Source organism: Luteimonas granuli (genome assembly GCF_007795095.1).
In the GTDB taxonomy this organism is placed as follows: Bacteria; Pseudomonadota; Gammaproteobacteria; order Xanthomonadales; family Xanthomonadaceae; genus Luteimonas; species Luteimonas granuli.
In genome coordinates this window covers 1,368,178-1,385,201 of sequence record NZ_CP042218.1, presented here as the reverse complement: position 1 = coordinate 1,385,201, position 17,024 = coordinate 1,368,178, and the positions used below count along the sequence as shown (strand labels likewise).

Here is a 17,024-nt window from a genome sequence, read left to right as displayed (position 1 = left end):
ATGCTGGATCGCCGACGCTTTCTCTCGATCGCCGCCACCGGCGCGGTACTGGGGTCGATGCCGTTCGGGCGTGCACTCACCGGGCCGGCGGCGGCGCCGGTCCCGACCATCTGGAAGGGCGTGGCGCTGGGTGCCCTGGCCTCGATGACGCTGGTCCACCCGGACCGCCCGCATGCGCAGGCGATGATCGACCGCTGCCTGGCGGAGATCGATCGGCTGGAATCGGTGTTCAGCCTGTACCGGACGGACTCGGCCCTGTCCCGCCTCAACGCCACGGGTCGGCTGGACGATCCGCCGGCCGAACTGGTCGAACTCCTGTCGTTCGGGCTTTCGCTGGCGCAGGCCAGCGGCGGCGCATTCGACCCCACCGTCCAGCCGCTCCTGCGGCTGTATATCGACCATTTCTCCAGGCCGGATGCATCGCCGTTCGGCCCGTCGGCCCTGGCGATCGGCCGGGCGCGCCAGCGTGTGGGCTTCGCCGACGTCGAAGTGGAGCCGGGCCGGATACGCCTGGGACGCCCCGGCGCGGCGATCACCCTGAACGGCGTGGCGCAGGGTTTCATTACAGACCGTGTCGCCGAGCTCCTGCAGGCCGAGGGATTCGACGATGTGCTGATCGACCTGGGGGAAGGGCGCGCGCTCGGCCAGCGTCCGGAAGGCGGTCCCTGGCGCGCCGCCGTCGCTGATCCCGCCGCACCGGGTCGCACGCTGTTCGAACTGCCGTTGGGCAGCGGAAGCCAGCGTTCCGCGCTGGCGACCTCCGGCGGCTACGGCACGCGATTCGGTCCCGATCCGCGGATCCATCATCTGCTGGACCCGCGGACCGGCCGCAGCGCGAACCACCATGCATCGGTGTCGGTGGCGGCGCCGCGGGCCACTCTCGCCGATGGTCTTTCCACGACGCTGTCGATCCTGTCGCCGGAGCGCCGCGCGCGGCTGCTCGCGGATCATCCGTCGGTGCGCGCGTGGTTCGTCGATGCGGCGGGCCGCGTGACCGGCCCCAGCGGTGAACCGGCGGGCCAGGCATGACTGCGGGGCGCGCGCCGGCAGGGCGCGACGGCGCATGAAAAAAGGCGGGGATCGCGATCCCCGCCTCGACGTCATGTCCGCGGATGCCTACTGGACGCTGATCACGCCGTTCATGAGGGCCGAATGCCCGGGGAAGCTGCAGAAGAACTTGTAGGGGCCGTCGCCCTGGATCTTGCTCACGGGGAAGGTGACCGAGGTCGTCTCCCCCCACCGATCATGTCGGTATGGGCGATGACGTCATCATCGTCGGCCTTGACATAGCCTGCATCCAGGCCCGCCGCCATGCCGTCGGCGACCACCTTGCTCATGTCGTCCGCCGTGGTGATCACCACGTTGTGACCCATGGCCGCGACCGGCATCTTGCCGACGTGCTTGAGCGTGATCGTGAACTCGGTGCACGAGGCGGGGACGGTGATGGAGTTCACGTTGTACTGCATCGCATCGTTGCCTTCGATCTCGGTCGCGCAGTTGCTGACCACGGCCTCCTTGCTGCCCTGCGCAGGCGCTTTGGAGGCGTCGGCCGGGGTGCTTGCTTCGGCCGGCGTGGCCGGAGGCGTCTGGGCGGGAGGGGTTTCGGCAGGAGCCGCCGCAGGCGGCGCGGCAGCCGGGGCGGCGGGAGCGGCGGGAGTCGCGGGCCGGTCACCGCAGGCCGACAGGGCCAGCGCGCAGGCGGCGGTCAGGAGGGGAAGTTTGATGTTCATGCGTTGACTCCGGAAAGGAATGGGGGCATGTGCAGAGAGACGAGGCTGCGCCACATGGGAGGGGAGGCGCACGCCGCGGCCGATGATACGCCCCGGCGTGCTGGCGCCCGTTATGGCAAGGCGCGCGGCAGCGCGGCGTGAATGGAGCGTCAGGCCGGAGCCGGAGCCGGCATCGTCGGCGGCAGGGGCAGCCGGTCGTACTGGGGAAGCCCGTCGGTGATCCCGTAGTAGTCGCCCTTCTCGACCACGAAAACGTGCAGCTCCGTGGAGGTCCCGCTGGCACCGTCGATAGCGCCCATGGCGATGCCGATCCAGTCCTTCGCGGGCGGATCGAAGAACATCGAACAGCCGCAGATCGAGCAGAACCCGCGCCGGACGCGCTCGGAGGACTGGAACCAGGTGATGTGTTCGGCACCGTGGATCTGCAGGGCGCTGCGGGGAACATCCGTCGAAACGAAGTAGTGCCCCGAGAATTTGCGGCACTGCAGGCAATGACACGCATCCGGCTGCCTGAGATCGCAGGACACCCGGAATGAAATCGCGCCACACATGCAGGAGCCGCTTTTCATGGGGTTCTCCGGTCGGGAAGGGCCGTCAGGCTGCCGAGGCGTTCTACTCGTCGCGGTCGGGGTCATGGTCGCTGTCGTCGGGAGTGTCGCTGTCGCTGGCGAACGCGTCCACCGGCAATTCGAATGCGATCGCCAGCACGCAGGGCTCGTCCGAGACGCAGGATGCCTTGTGCGGCAGTTCGGCGGGGCCATGCGCAAACGTCCCGACATCCAGCACGGTCGCTGCATGGCCGTCATAGGTCACGTGGAGCTTCCCCGACACGAGCACCATGTGCTCCGCGGACGTATGCCAATGCCGCGGAATGTCGGTCTTGCCCGGGACCTTGAAAAAGACGTCGGCGTTGTTCCGGGACGGGTCGCCCTGGAGGACCGCGATGGCGCAGCCTTCAGGCATGAACGCCGGGCAGGGACCCCAGTCCAGGGCGGGGTCCTGGAACGTCCTGGCCACCGGGGCTGGTTCGGCCACTGGCTGGGCGAACGCGAGGATGGGGAGAAGGGAAATCAGGAGGAGGGTGGGGCGGGACATGGCCGGGCTCTTGGAGTGAGATGCGTCAGCATGCAGCGATTGTCAGGCCCTGCTCCGCCAGGAAGAACTCGACCTTTCCGCAGCTTGGGAACTCATAAGCGTCAAAGTTCTCGCGGTTGGTAAAGAGCCTGCCGCGGCGAGTTCGTCGTTGACCCGGGCGGCGCGCAACCATCGCTACAGGTGGTACCGGATCGTGCCGCGCAGGGGTGGCCCGTTGAGCGTGCACTTGTAATGGAAGTCTGCATGCAGGCCGGTCACCTCGCCGCTGGTGGCGGTCTCGATCGCGCGCACCTTCAGCAGACCGGAGGCGTCTGCGCAGCTCTGGCTGACGTCCGCGCCGCGCAGTATCAGCAGGCCCGCGCTACGACCGTCGGCGAAGTTGCGGGTGGTGTAGGTCCGACCGGCTTCCAGCAGCATGCCGGGCGGCGGCGTGATGGCGATCGACCACAGGTCCTTGATCACCGAGGCGGTGTAGTCGATGCCGGCGGTTGTGCCGGTGAGCGTGAACAGGCTGGTGTCGCCGTGGTTCTCCTGCGCGATCCGGCCCCAGGCGAAGGCGGCCGGGCTGTCCACGGTCAGCGACAGGGGGTTGGTGTCGATGCGCAGCTCGCCGGTCAGGGCCGGGGCGCTCGCGGACCCGACCCGCTGGGTGAAGGTCAACTCAACCCCGCGCACTGCACCGGCGGCGTCGTAGTCGAGCTGGCGGATGGCGAACTCGCCCCAGACCGTGTCGCCATCCAGGCAGACCGGGTTGTCGGCGATTTCCATGGACGGTGCGCGGCCGGTCCGGTAGGGGCTGAGGCAGCCGGCATTACGATATACGCCCGGGCTGAGCCGTTCGCCGGGTGGCGCGACGAAGCTCATGAACCAGAAACCCGGCAGCACGCTCGCGCTCACTTCTCCGAATTGCTCCCCGACCGTGACCCGGAGTATTTCCCCCACCTCACTGAGCGTGAAGACGCCGATCGGCGGCGTATAGGTCCGCGACACGCCGGTGTCTTCATCGTGGACGATCAGGATGCGTTCGGCCGCGACCTCAGTGCTCGCGCCAACCAGCCCGAGGCCGACGCACACCACGGATGCCAGCCGGGAAACGGTGTTCATGGTTTTCCCTCCTCCACGTGTCGGCCCCGCCGCCGATTACTGGCTGGTACGAAGTTGCCTCCGATCACCGGCCAGCGGCACGGCAGGTTCAGACGGACGGTGCGGGAAACGGTGCTGCCGGAACCCGTGCGCGGCGGTGGACGGGGTCATTCACCACGGCCTCGCTGTAGTGTGCTGTCTGCCAAGTGCAGGCTCAAGCAGCTTCTTCAGCTATAAGAGGCCCGCCAAACCGTATACCGGCGATCTGTTCACCCAGTTTGCTGATAATCGGCATGCCCTTCCCCAACGGCATCCACGTACCTTCATCAAGCAATAAATTCACAACTGGCGTTATATGGAAATCTTGCGAGAATATCCATCCATCATGAACCAGGGCGGGCACGATACCGTGCAGTGCTTCTCGCGTGCCTTTTGCAACATCGCAATCGATATATGCAACCCGCACGGGGTAGGGGACACGAGTGCGGGCCAGCGTGTCTGCGAACCAACCTTTGTGGAAGGAGCAGACGCTTATTTCGCCATATCTCATGATATTTTCGCGAACCAGCTCCTCGGATGCAGCGTACTCGCCTGAGAAATCGTAACTTTCAGATTTCTCTTCCGGGGACAATTCCTCGACCCCTTCGAATGAATCGTAGATGGAAAGACGGTAGCCAAGCATCGAGCAGAGAACACTGAACTTTGCGGAACTCCCTCCATTGAAACAGCCTGCTTCCAGTAATGCTTCCCCCGCCTGCGCGCGCCGTTCGGACAGTGCCCGGCAGACAACAGATATTTCAGAAGGCCTGTGAGCATGCACAATGAACCAATCGATTACAAGGAATCGCCAGAATAATCTTAACTTGTCGAGTGGCGAGAGGTTCTTCAGAAGAATCAAAGGCCAGTAACCCAGAACAAAATATGGGAGCTTGATCCGTTGTCTATCAATATCTTGGCGGATATAGGGGCGCAAGTACCGAACATATAATGCACGGATCCGGCTGTTCTTGCGTCGCTTGGTTTTCATGGAAAACGCTCCCCAAGTAATGTTGTCCTGGTGTGCACGACCGTAATTCAGCATGGGCCTCGCGCCGGATCCCGCGCCTGCCCGAACAGTCCCTTCACGGCCAGGAAGCCTTTCAAGACCAGCTTGGTGCCATGAAAAAGGTTGAACAGCACGGCAGTGCCTGCGGAGCGGTCTGGCCACTGGATAGCAAACGCATGTTCCGAGGCAGATAGGACTTGATCCAAAGCCACAACATGCGAATTGGATGCGCGGCAATTCAACCGGCGACTGCATCTCGTGCCCGGACCCGGGTGGTACGACATCCGACAGCCTGCGGATGTGCAGTCAGGACTTGCCCATCCTGTGGCGGCCGAGCCGGACGAGCAGCGCGGCCTGCGCGAGGCCGGCTGCGCTCAGGTACACGCTGGTCTCGTTCCTGCGCGGCGAGAAGCCCGTCGCCGCCCACTCGCCCTCGCGCCCGCTTTCGTAATGGTAGTGATAGCGGTCGAAGCCCACGATGCTCGGGCCCCACATCATCGCCGGCGCGCCGGTGACGCGCTCCAAGCCCAGTTAGCTTGGAACGGTGTCCACGGAGCCGGCAGCAGCCCAGTCATACCGCCCTGAATCTGCCGGTATGCACCGAACTCGACTTCCGCGCGCACCCCATGCATCCCCATCAGCAGATCCTCTCCCCCTCACCTCCGAATATCCAGCAACTCCACCTCGAACACCAGCGAAGCCCCCGGCGGGATCAATCCGCCCGCGCCCTTCGCTCCATAGCCCAGGTCCGCCGGGATCAGCAGTTCGCGCTTGCCGCCAACGCGCATGCCGGCCACGCCGTCGTCCCAGCCGCGGATCACGCGGCCCGCGCCGAGCATGAAGATGAAGGGCTGGCCGCGGTCGACGGAGCTGTCGAACTTCTCGCCGCGCCTGTCGGCGGCGTCCTGGTCGTACAGCCAGCCGGTGTAGTGCACGCTGACCTCGTCGCCGGCGCGGGCGACGTCGCCGTCGCCCTCGCGCAGGTCGATTCGCTGCAGTTCGCCGACGTCGCCGCCGGTGTAGGGCGGTGGGGCCTTGCCGCAGGCGGCAAGCAGCAGCAGGGAGGACAGCAGCGTCGCGACGGCGCGGAGGGGGCGGTTGGACATGTGCGGCGGCTCGGGACGAGGATGCCCCGAGGGTAGCCCAGCGGCCGCGCCCGAGGGCCGCGGCGACGCGCGTCGCTAGGCGGCGATGCGGACTTCCGGGCGCACGGCCACGCTGCCGCGCTCGCCCATCAGCTGAAGTTCGCCGTCCTGCACCAGCACGTCCAGGCGCATGCCGCGCTCGCCGAGCGCCGCCAGCTGCTCCGGCACGTCGGCCGGCAGGGCGAGCACGGTGAGGTTCTTCAGCCGCGACAGCGCGCCGGCCGATTTCTCCCACCACAGGTCGGAGGCGCGGCCGCCGTAGTTCAGCACCACGACCTGGCGCGCACGCGCGCAGGCCTTGCGGATCCGCGACTCGTCCGGGTTGCCGAGCTCGATCCACAGTTCGATGTCGCCGGCGTAGTCGCGCCGCCACAGCGCGGGTTCATCCTCGTCGCTCAGGCCGCGGCCGAACTCCAGGCGCTCGTCGGCGTGCATGGCGAAGGCCAGCAGCCGCACCATCAGGCGTTCGTCGGTTTCGGAAGGGTGTTGCGCCAGCACCAGGTTGTGGGTGGCGTAGTAGTTCCGGTCCATGTCGCTGATCTGCAGCTCGGCCTTCACTACGGTGGACTTGGGCATGGTGTGGTGGTCGTGTCGGTGAGCGCCATTCCAGGCGCGGAGGGAGGGGCTCAGCGCTTCAGGGCCGCGGCGGGCACATCCAGCTCCACCGAAAGCGCCAGGTGGTCCGAGAAGGCCGCGGGGAACGCCTGCATGTCGCGGCAGCCCAGCGCATCGCTCACCAGGATGTGGTCGATCGCCTTCTGCGGCTTCCAACTCGGGAAGGTGTGCACCAGGGACGCCGGCGGCTGCAGCCGCGTCTGGCGGAACAGCGTGGCCATCTCGGGGCGGTCGACGGTGCAGTTGAAGTCGCCCATCAGCACCGCGTGCGGGCTGTCGGCCAGCAGTTCGGCGATGAAGGACAGCTGCGCCGCGCGCGACTGCGCGCCCAGCGAAAGATGGGCCACGGCGATGGTCAGGCCGTCCTCGCCTTCGCCGAAGCGGGCGATCAGCACGCCGCGGCCGTTGATGCGGCCGGGCAGGGGGTGGACCTCGATGTCCAGCGGCTCGAACTTGCTCAGCAGTCCGTTGGCGCTGGAGGCGAACTGGCCAACGCGGCGGTTGGGCTGGTGGGTCCAGTAGTCGAAGCCGCCGCGCTCGGCCAGGTAGTGGGTCTGGTTGGTGAAGCCCGAGCGCCAGCTGCCGGGGTCGGCTTCCTGCAGGCCGACGATGTCATGGCGGCCGGCCAGCCTGGCGATGGTGTCGAGCATGCCGCGCTTGTTGCCGACCGGGAGCAGGTGCGACCAGCTGCGGGTGGCGTAGTCGCTGTAGCGGCGGGTGCTGGAGCCGGCCTGGATGTTGGCGCTTAGAAGCTTCAGCCGCTGCGGCACGGCCATCACGCCGGTGCCGCCCGCCCCGGGGGCCGCGGCAGGATCGTCGGCCCCCGCCGCGAAGGCCGCGGCAGGCGCCGGTTGCTGGCCGTCAGCGCGAGCCACCGGCCTGTGCGGCGGCGGCGCGCTCGCGCGCGATCAGCCGGTCGGTGATTTCCAGCACGTTCTCGAGGGTGCGGCCGCGCACACGGTACTTGCCGTTGACCACGAGGGTCGGCGTGGCGTCGATCCCGCTGCGCACGATGAACTGCTTGGTGCGCGCGACCTTGGCCTTGACCGCGAAGCTGTCGATGGTGCCGCGCAGCTGGCCGGCGTCGACGCCCTGCTTCGCCATCCAGGCGACGATGTCCTCGGCGCTGGAGTTCGGGCGCAGGCTGCGCTCGATGTGCATGGCGTTGAACAGCGGCGAGTGCACGCGGTCCGCCACGCCGATGGCCTCGGCGGCGAAGTAGGCCTTCGGGTAGTTGTCCTGGTCGTGGAACACCGCCGGCAGGTAGGTGAAGCGCACATCGCCCGGCAGGCGCTTCTGCCAGGCGCCGACCAGCGGGTCGAAGGCGGCGCAGGCGCCGCAGGAATAGGCGAACACCTCGACCACTTCGACCTTGCCCTCGAGCGGCGCGAACGGCTGGCCGCCCGGGATCTCGACGTAGTCCACGCCGGCAACCAGCGGCGGGCCCTGGTCGGCGGGCGGCGCAGGCGTCGCTTCGGTGGCGGCGGGAGCGTCCGTCGCGGCGGTGGCGGGCGCTTCGGCGGCGTCTCCCGAGGGGGCGGCTTCCGAGGCGTCGCCGGCCGTGGCGTCGCCGGCGGAGGGTTCGTCGGACACCGCGTCGCTCTCGGGAGCGGCGGCACCGGCCGTCGGGGCCGGGGTGGCTGCGGGCGCGTCGGCGGTGGCGGGCGTTTCGCCGCCGCCGCAGGCGACGAGCAGCACGCTCAGGAGCAGGGAGGCGAACGTCAGGCGCTTGTTCATGGCTTGGACTCGTGTGATGCGGAGGACGTGGAAGCGGAGCCGGCCGCGGTGCGCTCGCGCGCGACCAGCAGGTCGGTGATGCGGAGCATGTCGCCGAAGCTGCGGCCGAGTACGCGGTAGCGGCCGTTCACGATGATCGTCGGCGTACCCTGAACGTGCGCGGCCACGACGAACGCGCGCGCCGCGTCCATGCGGGCGTCGGTCTCCGCGGAGCGCATGGCGTCCGCGACCGCGGTGCGTCCGAGGCCGAAGCCGGCCAGGAAGGTCGCGACCTCGTCCACCGACGCGCCGCGCTGTGGCAGGGCGTACTCGGCGTGGATGGCGCGGAAGGTGGCTTCGTGGGTCCGCGCCAGCGCGCCGAGCGACTCCGCCGCGAAGTATGCGCGGGCGTAGGCGTCGTCGCGGGTGAAGGCCGCCGGCAGGTAGCGGAAGGCGACGTCGCCGGGCAGCGCACGCTGCCAGGCCGCGATCAGGGGCTGGAAATCGTTGCAGACGTGGCACCAGTAGGCGAAGACCTCGACCACTTCGACCTTGCCCGGCTTCGCGTCCAGCGGGCGCCCATCCGGGATCGCGACGTAGTCGCGGCCCTCGACCAGGCCGTCCGCGGCCCGTGCCGGCGCGGCCATCGCGACCGCCGCGCTGGTGGCCAGGGCCAGGGCAAGAAGAAGTGGGATCAGGCGCTGGATCATCGACTGCGATTCCTGAAACAGGAAGCGCCGGCACAGGATCCTGGCCGGCGCTTCGGTGTACGCACCATGGTGGCCGCCGGCCCGCGGGGCCGGGCGGGGATCACGGCTGCTGGAGGTCCGTGGCCGGTGCGTCCGCCGGCACCGCGTCCGCGTCCGCCGGCGGCGCCTCGCCTTCGGCCGGTGCGGCTTCGCCGTCCGCGGGTGCGGGTGCGGCCTCGGCGGCGGGAGCCGGCGCGGGCATCTTCGCGATCGCCGCCAGGGTGGCCGCGTCGGGACGCTTGTGCAGGCCCTGCATGTAGCTCGCCAGCGCGCCGATCTCCTCGTCGGTCAGCCGGCCGGCCACGGCGGCCATGATGTCGAACATGCCGGTGTCGCGCTCGGTGGTGGTGCCGGCGCGGTATTCCTCGAGGCGGCGCGCCGTGTACCAGGCCTGCTGGCCGCCGACGTGCGGGTAGGCCGGGCCCGGGTTGCCGGCGCCGGTGGGGCCGTGGCAGGCCATGCAGGCCGGGATCGCGCGCTCGAAGTCACCGCGGCGGAACAGCTGCTCGCCGATCTCGTAGAACTTCATGCCTTCGTACGGGCCGGCGGCGACCACGGTGTCGTCGGCGATGCCGGCCGAGGCGGGCTGGGTCGCGAAGTGCGCGGCGACGTCGCGCATGTCCTGCGCCGACAGCATCGAGGCGAAGGGCTGCATGATCGCGTTGGCGCGCTCGCCGCTCTTGAACAGCGCCAGCTGGCGGGCCAGGTACTTCTCGCTCTGGCCGCCGATGTTCGGGTAGAGCTCGGGAAGCGTGCTCTTGCCGTCGGTGCCGTGGCAGGCGGCGCAGACGCCGGCCAGGGTGGCGCCGTTCTGGGCGTTGCCGGGCACCGTGTCGGCCAGCTGGGCCAGCGCGTCCACCGATTCCAGCGGCAGGGTCTCCACCGGCGCGGCTTCTTCCAGCGGGGCGACCGTGGTCTGGGCGAAGGCGACGGCACCGACCGCCAGGGCGGCGAATCCGGCGACGAGGTAGCTGCGGGCGTGGCGCATCGGGCTGGGCTCCGGGAATCTGGGCACCGGCCCGGGAGGGCACGGTCGCAAGGCCCGTCATTATCCAGTTGCCGGCTTCGAGCGGTCAAACCCGGGCCGTTTCGCGCCGGCCCGTGCGATCCTGTGCGCATGGCCAATCCACTCGCACGCGCCCAGTACCTGCTGTCGGCGCACGTTCCCCGCCAGCTGCCGCCCGACGGCGGCTTCGAGGTCGCCTTCGCCGGCCGCTCCAACGCCGGCAAGTCCAGCGCGCTCAACGCGCTCTGCCAGCAGAACGCGCTGGCCCGGGTCTCGAAGACCCCGGGGCGCACCCAGCAGCTGGTGTACTTCGAGCTGCCGCAGCACGAGGGCCGCTACCTCGTCGACCTGCCCGGCTATGGGTACGCCAAGGTGCCGCAGGACCTGCGCGCGCACTGGCAGGCCTTCCTCGACACCTACTTCCGCACCCGGCTGGCGCTGCGCGGCCTGGTGGTGGTGATGGACATCCGCCATCCCCTCAAGGACTACGACCGGCACATGCTGGGCTATGCCGTGGAGCGCGGGCTGCCGGCTCACGCGCTGCTGACCAAGGCCGACAAGCTCTCCCGCGGGGCCGTCGCCAGTGCGGTGCAGGCGGTGAAGCGCGACCTGGGCAAGAGCTATGGCGACACCGTCGGCGTGCAGGCCTTCTCCGGCGAATCGAAGCTGGGCGTCGACCAGGCGCGCGAGGTGATCTGCGGCTGGCTGGAGATCGCGCCCGACTGAGCGGCCGCGCTCGTCCGTCAGGCGGCGACGTCGAACAGGTTGCCGATCAGGCCCGAGGCGAGCATCGCCGCCGCGCCCCAGAACACCACCCGCATCGCGCCGCGCAGCAGCGGCGCGCCGCCCAGCCAGGCTGCGGTGGCGCCGGTCAGGGACAGCCCGACCAGGGTCGATGCGGTGGTGATCCCGGCCACGTGTGCGTGGGGCGCCAGCACCGCGGTCACGATGGGCAGGGCCGCGCCCGCGATGAAGGCCGCCGACGAGGCGAAGGCGGCCTGCAGCGGCCGCGGCTGCCTGAGTTCGTGGTAGCCGAGCTCGTCGCGGGCGTGGGCTCCCAGGGCGTCGTGCGCGGTCAGCTCTTCGGCCACCCGGCGGGCGAGCTCCGGATCGAGTCCGCGCTCGCGATAGATGTCCGTCAGCTCCTCGAGCTCGCGCGTGGGATGGTCGCGCAGGCCCTCGCGCTCCAGCGCCAGGTCGGCGCGTTCGGTGTCGGCCTGCGAGTGCACCGAGACGTACTCGCCGGCGGCCATCGAGAAGGCACCGGCCACGGTCCCGGCCACGCCGCTGGCCAGCACCACCGTCGGTTCCGCGCCGGCGGCGGCCACGCCCACCACCAGGCCTGCGATCGAGACCACGCCGTCGTTGGCGCCCAGGACCGCGGCGCGCAGCCAGCCGGCGCGTCCGCTGCGGTGGTGTTCGGGAGGCGGCATTGCGGGTTACCTCACAGGTCGATTGCGCCGCTGGCGGCGATGCTGCGATCCGCCGCTGTCGGCGGAAGGTCGCGGGGCACGCGATATAGTGACGCATTCCAGCGCCGGGCTGTCACCGGTCGCCTTGCCCCACAAGCGTCGACGAGTGCACCACGTGACCAGCCCAGAACCGACCCCGCCCGAGGCTCCACTCCGCTCGCGCGACGAACTCGTCGCCTATCTCGCCACCGGCCCGAAGCCGCCGGACGCCTGGCGCATCGGCACGGAGCACGAGAAGTTCGGCTTCCGCCTGGACGACCTGCGGCCACCCGCCTGGGAGGGCGAGCGCGGCATCGGGGCGCTGCTCGAGGGCCTGACCCGCTACGGCTGGGAGCGCGTGGAGGAGCACGGGCAGGTGATCGCGCTGTCCAAGGACGCCGCCTCGGTCACGCTCGAGCCCGCGGGCCAGCTGGAACTTTCGGGCGCGCCGCTGGAAACGATCCACGACACCTGCCGCGAGGTCGGCAGCCACCTGTTCGAGCTCAAGACCATCGCCGACGACCTGCGACTGGGCTTCCTCGGCATGGGCTTCCAGCCCAAGTGGGCGCGCGCGGACATGCCGTGGATGCCGAAGGACCGCTACCGGATCATGCGCGCCTACATGCCGAAGGTCGGCGGCCTGGGCCTGGACATGATGACGCGCACCTGCACGGTGCAGGTCAACCTGGACTTCGGCAGCGAAGCCGACATGGTGAAGAAGTTCCGCGCGTCGCTGGCGCTGCAGCCGATCGCGACCGCGCTGTTCGCCGACTCGCCGTTCACCGAAGGCCGGCCCAACGGCTTCCTCAGCTACCGCTCGCACATCTGGACCGACACCGATCCCGACCGCACCGGCATGCTCGACTTCGTGTTCGAGGACGGCTTCGGCTTCGAGCGCTACGTCGACTACATGCTCGACGTGCCGATGTACTTCGTGCACCGCGGCGGCACCTACCACGATGCCAGCGGCCAGTCGTTCCGCGACTTCATGGAAGGCAGGCTGCCCGCGCTGCCCGGCGAGCTGCCCACGCTCACCGACTGGACCGACCACATGACCACCGCCTTCCCCGAGGTGCGGCTGAAGAAGTTCCTGGAGATGCGCGGCGCCGACGGCGGGCCGTGGAACAGGATCTGCGCGCTGCCCGCCTTTTGGGTCGGCCTGCTGTACGACGACGCCTCGCTGGACGCCGCCTGGGACCTGGTGAAGGACTTCACGCTGGCCGAGCGCCACGCCCTGCGCGACGGGGTGCCGAAGCACGCGCTCAAGCTGCCGTTCCGCGGCGGCACCGTGCGCGACCTCGCCCTGCGCGCGCTGGAGATCTCCGCGGCCGGCCTCGCGCGCCGCGACCGCCGCAACGACCAGGGCCAGGACGAGTGCCACTTCCTCGACCCGCTGATCGAGTTCGCCGAGGCCAACGAGACCCCGGCCGAGCGCAAGCTGGCGCTGTACCACGGCGAGTGGGGCGGCGACATCGACCGGGTGTTCCGCGAGTTCGCATACTGACGCGCGGCGCACGGCGATGGCGGACAGCGAAACGCCCCCGCGAAGGGGGCGCTGTGTTGCCGTGGAGTGACGCCTAGCGGCGTTCGTCGCGTTTCTGCTGGTCCTGGCGCTGTCCCTGCTGTCCCTGCTGTCCTTGCTGGTGCTGTTTGCCTTCCTGCTGGCTGGGCGCGTGCTTGCCTTGCTGGTCCTGGGTGCCAGGGGTCTTCTGGGTCGGCATTTCGATATCTCCAATGCAAAGTCGAGCCGTTATCCGGCACCGACAGGAGGCGCCTTTCGCGATTCAACGCGCGTGAATTTTCCGGCAGGATTTTGCGGCGCTGCGCGCGGTCATTTTGGTGAATACCCGTTGTAGGCTGCGGACATGAACGATATCCCCGGCACGGCATCCGCCCCGTCATTGCGCGAACCGCTCGACTTCGCGGAAACCGACGCCCTGTTGCGCGACGACGTGCGCCGTCTGGGCGCGATGGTGGGCGACATGCTCGCCGAGCAGGTCTCGCCGGCGCTGCTGGAGCGGGTGGAAGCCGTGCGCCGGGCGGCGATCGCGCGGCGCGAGCACGGAGAGCCGGTCGATGGACTGGCCGCGGAACTGGCGCGGGTGTCGCCGGAGAACGCGGACGCGCTGGTGCGCGCCTTCTCGGCCTGGTTCGGTGCGATCAACCTGGCCGAGCGCGTGCACCGCATCCGCCGCCGCCGCGACCACCAGCGCGGCGAGGAGGGTCCGCAGCCGGGCGGCCTGGAAGCGGTGCTGGGCGCGCTGCACGCCGAGGGCGTCACGCTGGATGAATTGCGGGCGCTGCTGCCGCGGATGCGGGTGGAACCGGTGTTCACGGCGCACCCCACTGAAGCGGTGCGCCGCGCGCTGCTGGCCAAGGAGCGGGTGATCGTCGAACGGCTGGTGGCCGACATCGACCGCACGCGCACGCCCGACGAGCGCCTGAGCGACGAGGCGCGCATCCGCCAGGCGCTGGCCACGACCTGGCAGACCTCCGAGGCGTCGCCGCTGAAGCCGACGGTGATCGACGAAGTCGACCACGTCGGCCACTACCTGGGCGTGCTGTTCCGGGTCCTGCCGGCGTTCTACGAGGTCTTCGCCGACGCGGTCGAGGCGGCCTGGGGCGAGCGCATCGCCCTGCCCGATGTGCTGCGCTTCGGCACCTGGGTGGGCGGCGACATGGACGGCAATCCCAACGTCGGCGCCGCGACCGTCGAGGCGGCGCTGGCCGCGCAGCGGGCGCAGGTGCTGGGGCTCTACCGCGACGAGCTGCGCGCGCTGGGGCAGGTGCTGACGCAGACCCGCGACCGCGCCGGCATCGATGCCGTCGTGGAGGCGCGCCTGGCCGAGTACCGGGACGCGATGCCGGAGGCGGCGGCCAGGCTGCGTGCGCGCCAGGCCGACATGCCGTACCGGCAGCTGATGGAGCTGATGTCGGCGCGGCTGGAGGCGACGGCCGCGCAGGACGAGGGCGCCGATGCCGACGGCTGCGTCCGTGCCGGCGGCGCCTATGCCGACGTGCGGGAGTTCCTGGCGGACCTCGACCTGATCGATGCCAGCCTCGCCAACAACCGTGGGGAGCACGCGGGCCGCTTCGCGCTGGGCCGGCTGCGGCGGCGGGTCACGAGCTTCGGCTTCCACATGGCCGCCCTGGACCTGCGCCAGGACTCGGCGGCACACGATGCGGCGCTGGGCGAGCTCGAAGGCGTCGCCGACTGGGTCGAGCGGCCGCTGGAGGAGCGGCTGGCGCGGCTGCACGCGCTGATCGCGTCACCGCTGCCGGCCGCGCCCGATGCGACGGCCGCCGCGCCGACGCTCGACGTCTTCCGCACCGTGAAGTCCGCGCGCGCCCGCTACGGCGCCGATGCCTTCGGCCCCTACATCGTCAGCATGAGCCGCAGCGCCGCCGATGCGCTGGCGGTGCTCGCGCTGGCGCGGATCGCGGGCTGCGTCGAGGGCGGCGGAGACGGCGACGGAGAGGGCGAAGTCCCGCTCGACGTCGCCCCCCTGTTCGAGACCGTCGACGACCTCGAGGCCGCCGCCGGCGTCATGCGCGCGCTGTTCGACGATCCCGTCTACCGCCGCCACGTGCGCGCCCGCGGCGACCGCCAGGTGGTGATGCTCGGCTACTCCGACAGCGCCAAGGACAGCGGCCTGCTGGCCTCGCGCTGGGCGCTGCAGCGCGCCCAGGTGGACCTGATGCGGCTGGCGCGCGGGGCCGGCGTGCGCCTGGTGTTCTTCCACGGCCGCGGCGGTTCGGTCAGCCGCGGCGGCGGCAAGACCGAGCGCGCGATCATCGCCGCGCCGCGCGGCTCGGTCGACGGCCGCCTGCGCGTGACCGAGCAGGGCGAGGTGATCCACCGCAAGTACGGCATCCGCGCCCTGGCCCTGCGCAACCTCGAGCAGATGAGCGGTGCCGTGCTGCGCGCCAGCCTGCGGCCGCGCCCGCCGGAGCCGCGTGCACGCGCCTGGCGCGCGGTGGCCGACGCGCTCGCCGCGGATTCGCGTGCCTGCTACCGGGCGCTGGTGCACGAAGACCCGGGATTCGACGGCTACTTCCGCGCGGCCACGCCGGTCGACGTGATCGAACGCCTGCAGATCGGCTCGCGTCCGTCGCGGCGGCGCGAGGGCGGCATCGCCAACCTGCGCGCGATTCCCTGGGTGTTCTCGTGGTCGCAGAACCGTTCCGGCCTGACCGGCTGGTACGGCGTCGGCCACGCGCTGCAGCGCGGGATCGACGGGCACGGCCTGGAGGCCATGTCGGAAATGGCGCGCGACTGGCCCTTCTTCGCCGCCATGCTCGACGACGTCGAGATGCTGCTCGCCAAGTCGGACCTCGACATCTTCGAATGCTACTCGCGCCTGGCCGGCGACGCGCACGGCGTGTTCTTCCCCGGCATCGCCGCCGAGTTCGCGCGCACCCGCGACGCCATCCTCGCGATCAAGGGCGAGGACGAGCTGCTCGCCGGCGACTACCGCCTGCGCCTGTCGATCCGCCTGCGCAATCCCTACGTCGACCCGATCAGCCTGCTGCAGGTCGAACTGCTGCGACGCTGGCGCGAGGGCGGGCGCGAGGACGACGGGCTGCTGCGGGCGCTGTTCGCGACGGTCAACGGGATCGCCGCGGGAATCCAGAACACCGGGTGATCCGCACCGGTCCCGGGCCCACCGGGCACCCGCGGCGGCCGCGGCCGGAGTAAGGTGCGCGTCAGTCCCCGACTCCGCGAGCACGCCCATGACAGACACCGGACTCGTCTTCCACACCAACCCCATGTCGCGCGGCCGGATCGTGCGCTGGATGCTCGAGGAACTCGGCGTCGAGTACCGCACCGTGGTGCAGGAGTACGGCAAGAGCATGAAGTCCCCGGAATACCTGGCCATCAATCCGATGGGCAAGGTGCCGGCGCTGGAGCATCGCGGAGTGGTCGTGACCGAGGCGGCGGCGATCTGCGTCTATCTGGCCGACGCCTTCCCGCAGGCGGGCCTGGCGCCGGCGGTCGACGATCCGTTGCGCGGCCCGTATCTGCGCTGGATGTTCTTCGCCGCGGGCCCGGTCGAGGCGGCGGTCACGGCGAACGCGCTGGGCCAGTTGCCGCCGCCGGAGAAGGCGGGTTTCGTCGGCTACGGGAGCTATGACCAGACGATGGCCACGCTGGAGCAGGCGGCCGCGTCGGCCTCGCCCTGGCTGCTGGGCGAGCGCTTCAGCGCGGCGGACGTCTACGTCGGCAGCCAGGTCGACTTCGGGCTGGCCTTCAAGTCGATCCCGGAGAGGCCGGCGTTCACCGCCTGGGCCGAGCGCCTGCGCGGACGCGAGGCCTACCTGCGCGCGAAGGCGAAGGACGAGGCGCTGATGCCCGCGCAGGGCTGAGCCCGCCCGACACGCATGTGTC

Annotated in this window: 17 protein-coding genes and 2 pseudogenes; 5 read left to right on the top strand and 14 right to left on the bottom strand. The window is 70.0% G+C overall.

The window, feature by feature from the left end; all coding sequences use genetic code 11:
- Entirely contained in the window at window positions 1–1,029 is a 1,029-nt protein-coding gene (locus FPZ22_RS06330; protein WP_168198956.1) for an FAD:protein FMN transferase, read from the top strand.
- An 87-nt stretch (window positions 1,030–1,116) separates the two neighbouring features.
- Here FPZ22_RS06330 and azu read toward each other — a convergent pair.
- The 12 genes and pseudogenes from azu to FPZ22_RS06270 form a co-directional block, all read right to left on the bottom strand.
- Window positions 1,117–1,466: pseudogene (gene azu, locus FPZ22_RS13780) on the bottom strand (azurin).
- A gap of 413 nt (window positions 1,467–1,879) precedes the next feature.
- Window positions 1,880–2,365, bottom strand: coding sequence for a GFA family protein (locus FPZ22_RS06320; protein WP_210412717.1), 486 nt, complete (start codon window positions 2,363–2,365; stop codon window positions 1,880–1,882).
- Window positions 2,343–2,825: a cupin domain-containing protein gene (locus tag FPZ22_RS06315; protein ID WP_144891420.1), complete on the bottom strand. Its 483-nt coding sequence runs from the start codon at window positions 2,823–2,825 to the stop codon at window positions 2,343–2,345. Before FPZ22_RS06315 ends, FPZ22_RS06320 begins: the two co-directional genes overlap by 23 nt.
- A gap of 174 nt (window positions 2,826–2,999) precedes the next feature.
- Window positions 3,000–3,929, bottom strand: coding sequence for a hypothetical protein (locus FPZ22_RS06310; RefSeq protein WP_144891418.1), 930 nt, complete (start codon window positions 3,927–3,929; stop codon window positions 3,000–3,002).
- A 193-nt stretch (window positions 3,930–4,122) separates the two neighbouring features.
- A complete protein-coding gene (locus tag FPZ22_RS06305; protein ID WP_168198955.1) occupies window positions 4,123–4,935 on the bottom strand; it encodes a TylF/MycF/NovP-related O-methyltransferase in 813 nt (270 codons plus the stop codon).
- Between the two features lie 324 nt (window positions 4,936–5,259).
- Complete coding sequence (locus FPZ22_RS06300; RefSeq protein ID WP_144891414.1) at window positions 5,260–5,451, bottom strand: hypothetical protein; 192 nt, start codon at window positions 5,449–5,451, stop codon at window positions 5,260–5,262.
- Between the two features lie 158 nt (window positions 5,452–5,609).
- Window positions 5,610–6,059, bottom strand: a complete 450-nt coding sequence (locus FPZ22_RS06295) for an FKBP-type peptidyl-prolyl cis-trans isomerase (protein ID WP_144891412.1) — start codon at window positions 6,057–6,059, stop codon at window positions 5,610–5,612.
- 75 nt (window positions 6,060–6,134) lie between these two features.
- A complete protein-coding gene (locus tag FPZ22_RS06290; protein ID WP_144891410.1) occupies window positions 6,135–6,674 on the bottom strand; it encodes a YaeQ family protein in 540 nt (179 codons plus the stop codon).
- Window positions 6,675–6,724: 50 nt separating this feature from the next.
- On the bottom strand, window positions 6,725–7,489 hold the full coding sequence (locus tag FPZ22_RS06285) for an endonuclease/exonuclease/phosphatase family protein (protein WP_144893983.1): 765 nt from the start codon (window positions 7,487–7,489) through the stop codon (window positions 6,725–6,727).
- An 85-nt stretch (window positions 7,490–7,574) separates the two neighbouring features.
- Window positions 7,575–8,450, bottom strand: a complete 876-nt coding sequence (locus FPZ22_RS06280; RefSeq protein ID WP_144891408.1) for a thiol:disulfide interchange protein DsbA/DsbL — start codon at window positions 8,448–8,450, stop codon at window positions 7,575–7,577.
- Window positions 8,447–9,139, bottom strand: a complete 693-nt coding sequence (locus FPZ22_RS06275) for a thiol:disulfide interchange protein DsbA/DsbL (protein WP_144891405.1) — start codon at window positions 9,137–9,139, stop codon at window positions 8,447–8,449. Before FPZ22_RS06275 ends, FPZ22_RS06280 begins: the two co-directional genes overlap by 4 nt.
- 220 nt (window positions 9,140–9,359) lie before the next feature.
- A pseudogene (locus tag FPZ22_RS06270) lies at window positions 9,360–10,166 on the bottom strand (c-type cytochrome); the annotation flags it as partial.
- Between the two features lie 129 nt (window positions 10,167–10,295).
- On the opposite strand from FPZ22_RS06270, the gene yihA reads away from it, so the two are divergent.
- Window positions 10,296–10,910: a ribosome biogenesis GTP-binding protein YihA/YsxC gene (gene yihA / locus FPZ22_RS06265; RefSeq protein WP_144891402.1), complete on the top strand. Its 615-nt coding sequence runs from the start codon at window positions 10,296–10,298 to the stop codon at window positions 10,908–10,910.
- A gap of 17 nt (window positions 10,911–10,927) precedes the next feature.
- On the opposite strand, the gene FPZ22_RS06260 is transcribed toward yihA, so the two are convergent.
- Window positions 10,928–11,617: a VIT1/CCC1 transporter family protein gene (locus tag FPZ22_RS06260; RefSeq protein WP_144891400.1), complete on the bottom strand. Its 690-nt coding sequence runs from the start codon at window positions 11,615–11,617 to the stop codon at window positions 10,928–10,930.
- Window positions 11,618–11,771: 154 nt separating this feature from the next.
- Here FPZ22_RS06260 and FPZ22_RS06255 point away from each other — a divergent pair, with 154 nt between their 5' ends.
- Window positions 11,772–13,139 (top strand): glutamate--cysteine ligase, encoded by a 1,368-nt coding sequence (locus FPZ22_RS06255; RefSeq protein ID WP_144891398.1) that lies wholly within the window; start codon window positions 11,772–11,774, stop codon window positions 13,137–13,139.
- A gap of 73 nt (window positions 13,140–13,212) precedes the next feature.
- On the opposite strand, the gene FPZ22_RS13610 is transcribed toward FPZ22_RS06255, so the two are convergent.
- Window positions 13,213–13,356, bottom strand: coding sequence for a hypothetical protein (locus tag FPZ22_RS13610; RefSeq protein ID WP_168198954.1), 144 nt, complete (start codon window positions 13,354–13,356; stop codon window positions 13,213–13,215).
- A 144-nt stretch (window positions 13,357–13,500) separates the two neighbouring features.
- Here FPZ22_RS13610 and ppc point away from each other — a divergent pair, with 144 nt between their 5' ends.
- Both ppc and FPZ22_RS06245 read left to right on the top strand, forming a co-directional pair.
- On the top strand, window positions 13,501–16,281 hold the full coding sequence (ppc, locus tag FPZ22_RS06250) for a phosphoenolpyruvate carboxylase (RefSeq protein ID WP_144891396.1): 2,781 nt from the start codon (window positions 13,501–13,503) through the stop codon (window positions 16,279–16,281).
- An 88-nt stretch (window positions 16,282–16,369) separates the two neighbouring features.
- Window positions 16,370–17,002 carry a glutathione S-transferase family protein gene (locus FPZ22_RS06245; protein WP_144891394.1) on the top strand — a complete coding sequence of 211 codons (633 nt, stop codon included), beginning with the start codon at window positions 16,370–16,372 and terminating at the stop codon, window positions 17,000–17,002.
- The last annotated feature ends 22 nt before the right edge of the window (window positions 17,003–17,024 follow it).

Excerpts from the sequence above, each read along its gene's own strand:
- FPZ22_RS06285 (WP_144893983.1), bottom strand. The coding sequence starts at position 7,489 with ATGGCCGTGCCGCAGCGGCTGAAGCTTCTAAGCGCCAACATCCAGGCC.
- FPZ22_RS06245 (WP_144891394.1), top strand. The coding sequence starts at position 16,370 with ATGACAGACACCGGACTCGTCTTCCACACCAACCCCATGTCGCGCGGC.
- FPZ22_RS06320 (WP_210412717.1), bottom strand. The coding sequence starts at position 2,365 with ATGACCCCGACCGCGACGAGTAGAACGCCTCGGCAGCCTGACGGCCCT.
- FPZ22_RS06310 (WP_144891418.1), bottom strand. The coding sequence starts at position 3,929 with ATGAACACCGTTTCCCGGCTGGCATCCGTGGTGTGCGTCGGCCTCGGG.
- FPZ22_RS06260 (WP_144891400.1), bottom strand. The coding sequence starts at position 11,617 with ATGCCGCCTCCCGAACACCACCGCAGCGGACGCGCCGGCTGGCTGCGC.
- ppc (WP_144891396.1), top strand. The coding sequence starts at position 13,501 with ATGAACGATATCCCCGGCACGGCATCCGCCCCGTCATTGCGCGAACCG.
- FPZ22_RS06315 (WP_144891420.1), bottom strand. The coding sequence starts at position 2,825 with ATGTCCCGCCCCACCCTCCTCCTGATTTCCCTTCTCCCCATCCTCGCG.
- FPZ22_RS06295 (WP_144891412.1), bottom strand. The coding sequence starts at position 6,059 with ATGTCCAACCGCCCCCTCCGCGCCGTCGCGACGCTGCTGTCCTCCCTG.
- FPZ22_RS13610 (WP_168198954.1), bottom strand. The coding sequence starts at position 13,356 with ATGCCGACCCAGAAGACCCCTGGCACCCAGGACCAGCAAGGCAAGCAC.
- FPZ22_RS06275 (WP_144891405.1), bottom strand. The coding sequence starts at position 9,139 with ATGATCCAGCGCCTGATCCCACTTCTTCTTGCCCTGGCCCTGGCCACC.
- FPZ22_RS06305 (WP_168198955.1), bottom strand. The coding sequence starts at position 4,935 with ATGAAAACCAAGCGACGCAAGAACAGCCGGATCCGTGCATTATATGTT.
- FPZ22_RS06280 (WP_144891408.1), bottom strand. The coding sequence starts at position 8,450 with ATGAACAAGCGCCTGACGTTCGCCTCCCTGCTCCTGAGCGTGCTGCTC.
- yihA (WP_144891402.1), top strand. The coding sequence starts at position 10,296 with ATGGCCAATCCACTCGCACGCGCCCAGTACCTGCTGTCGGCGCACGTT.
- FPZ22_RS06290 (WP_144891410.1), bottom strand. The coding sequence starts at position 6,674 with ATGCCCAAGTCCACCGTAGTGAAGGCCGAGCTGCAGATCAGCGACATG.
- FPZ22_RS06300 (WP_144891414.1), bottom strand. The coding sequence starts at position 5,451 with ATGATGTGGGGCCCGAGCATCGTGGGCTTCGACCGCTATCACTACCAT.
- FPZ22_RS06330 (WP_168198956.1), top strand. The coding sequence starts at position 1 with ATGCTGGATCGCCGACGCTTTCTCTCGATCGCCGCCACCGGCGCGGTA.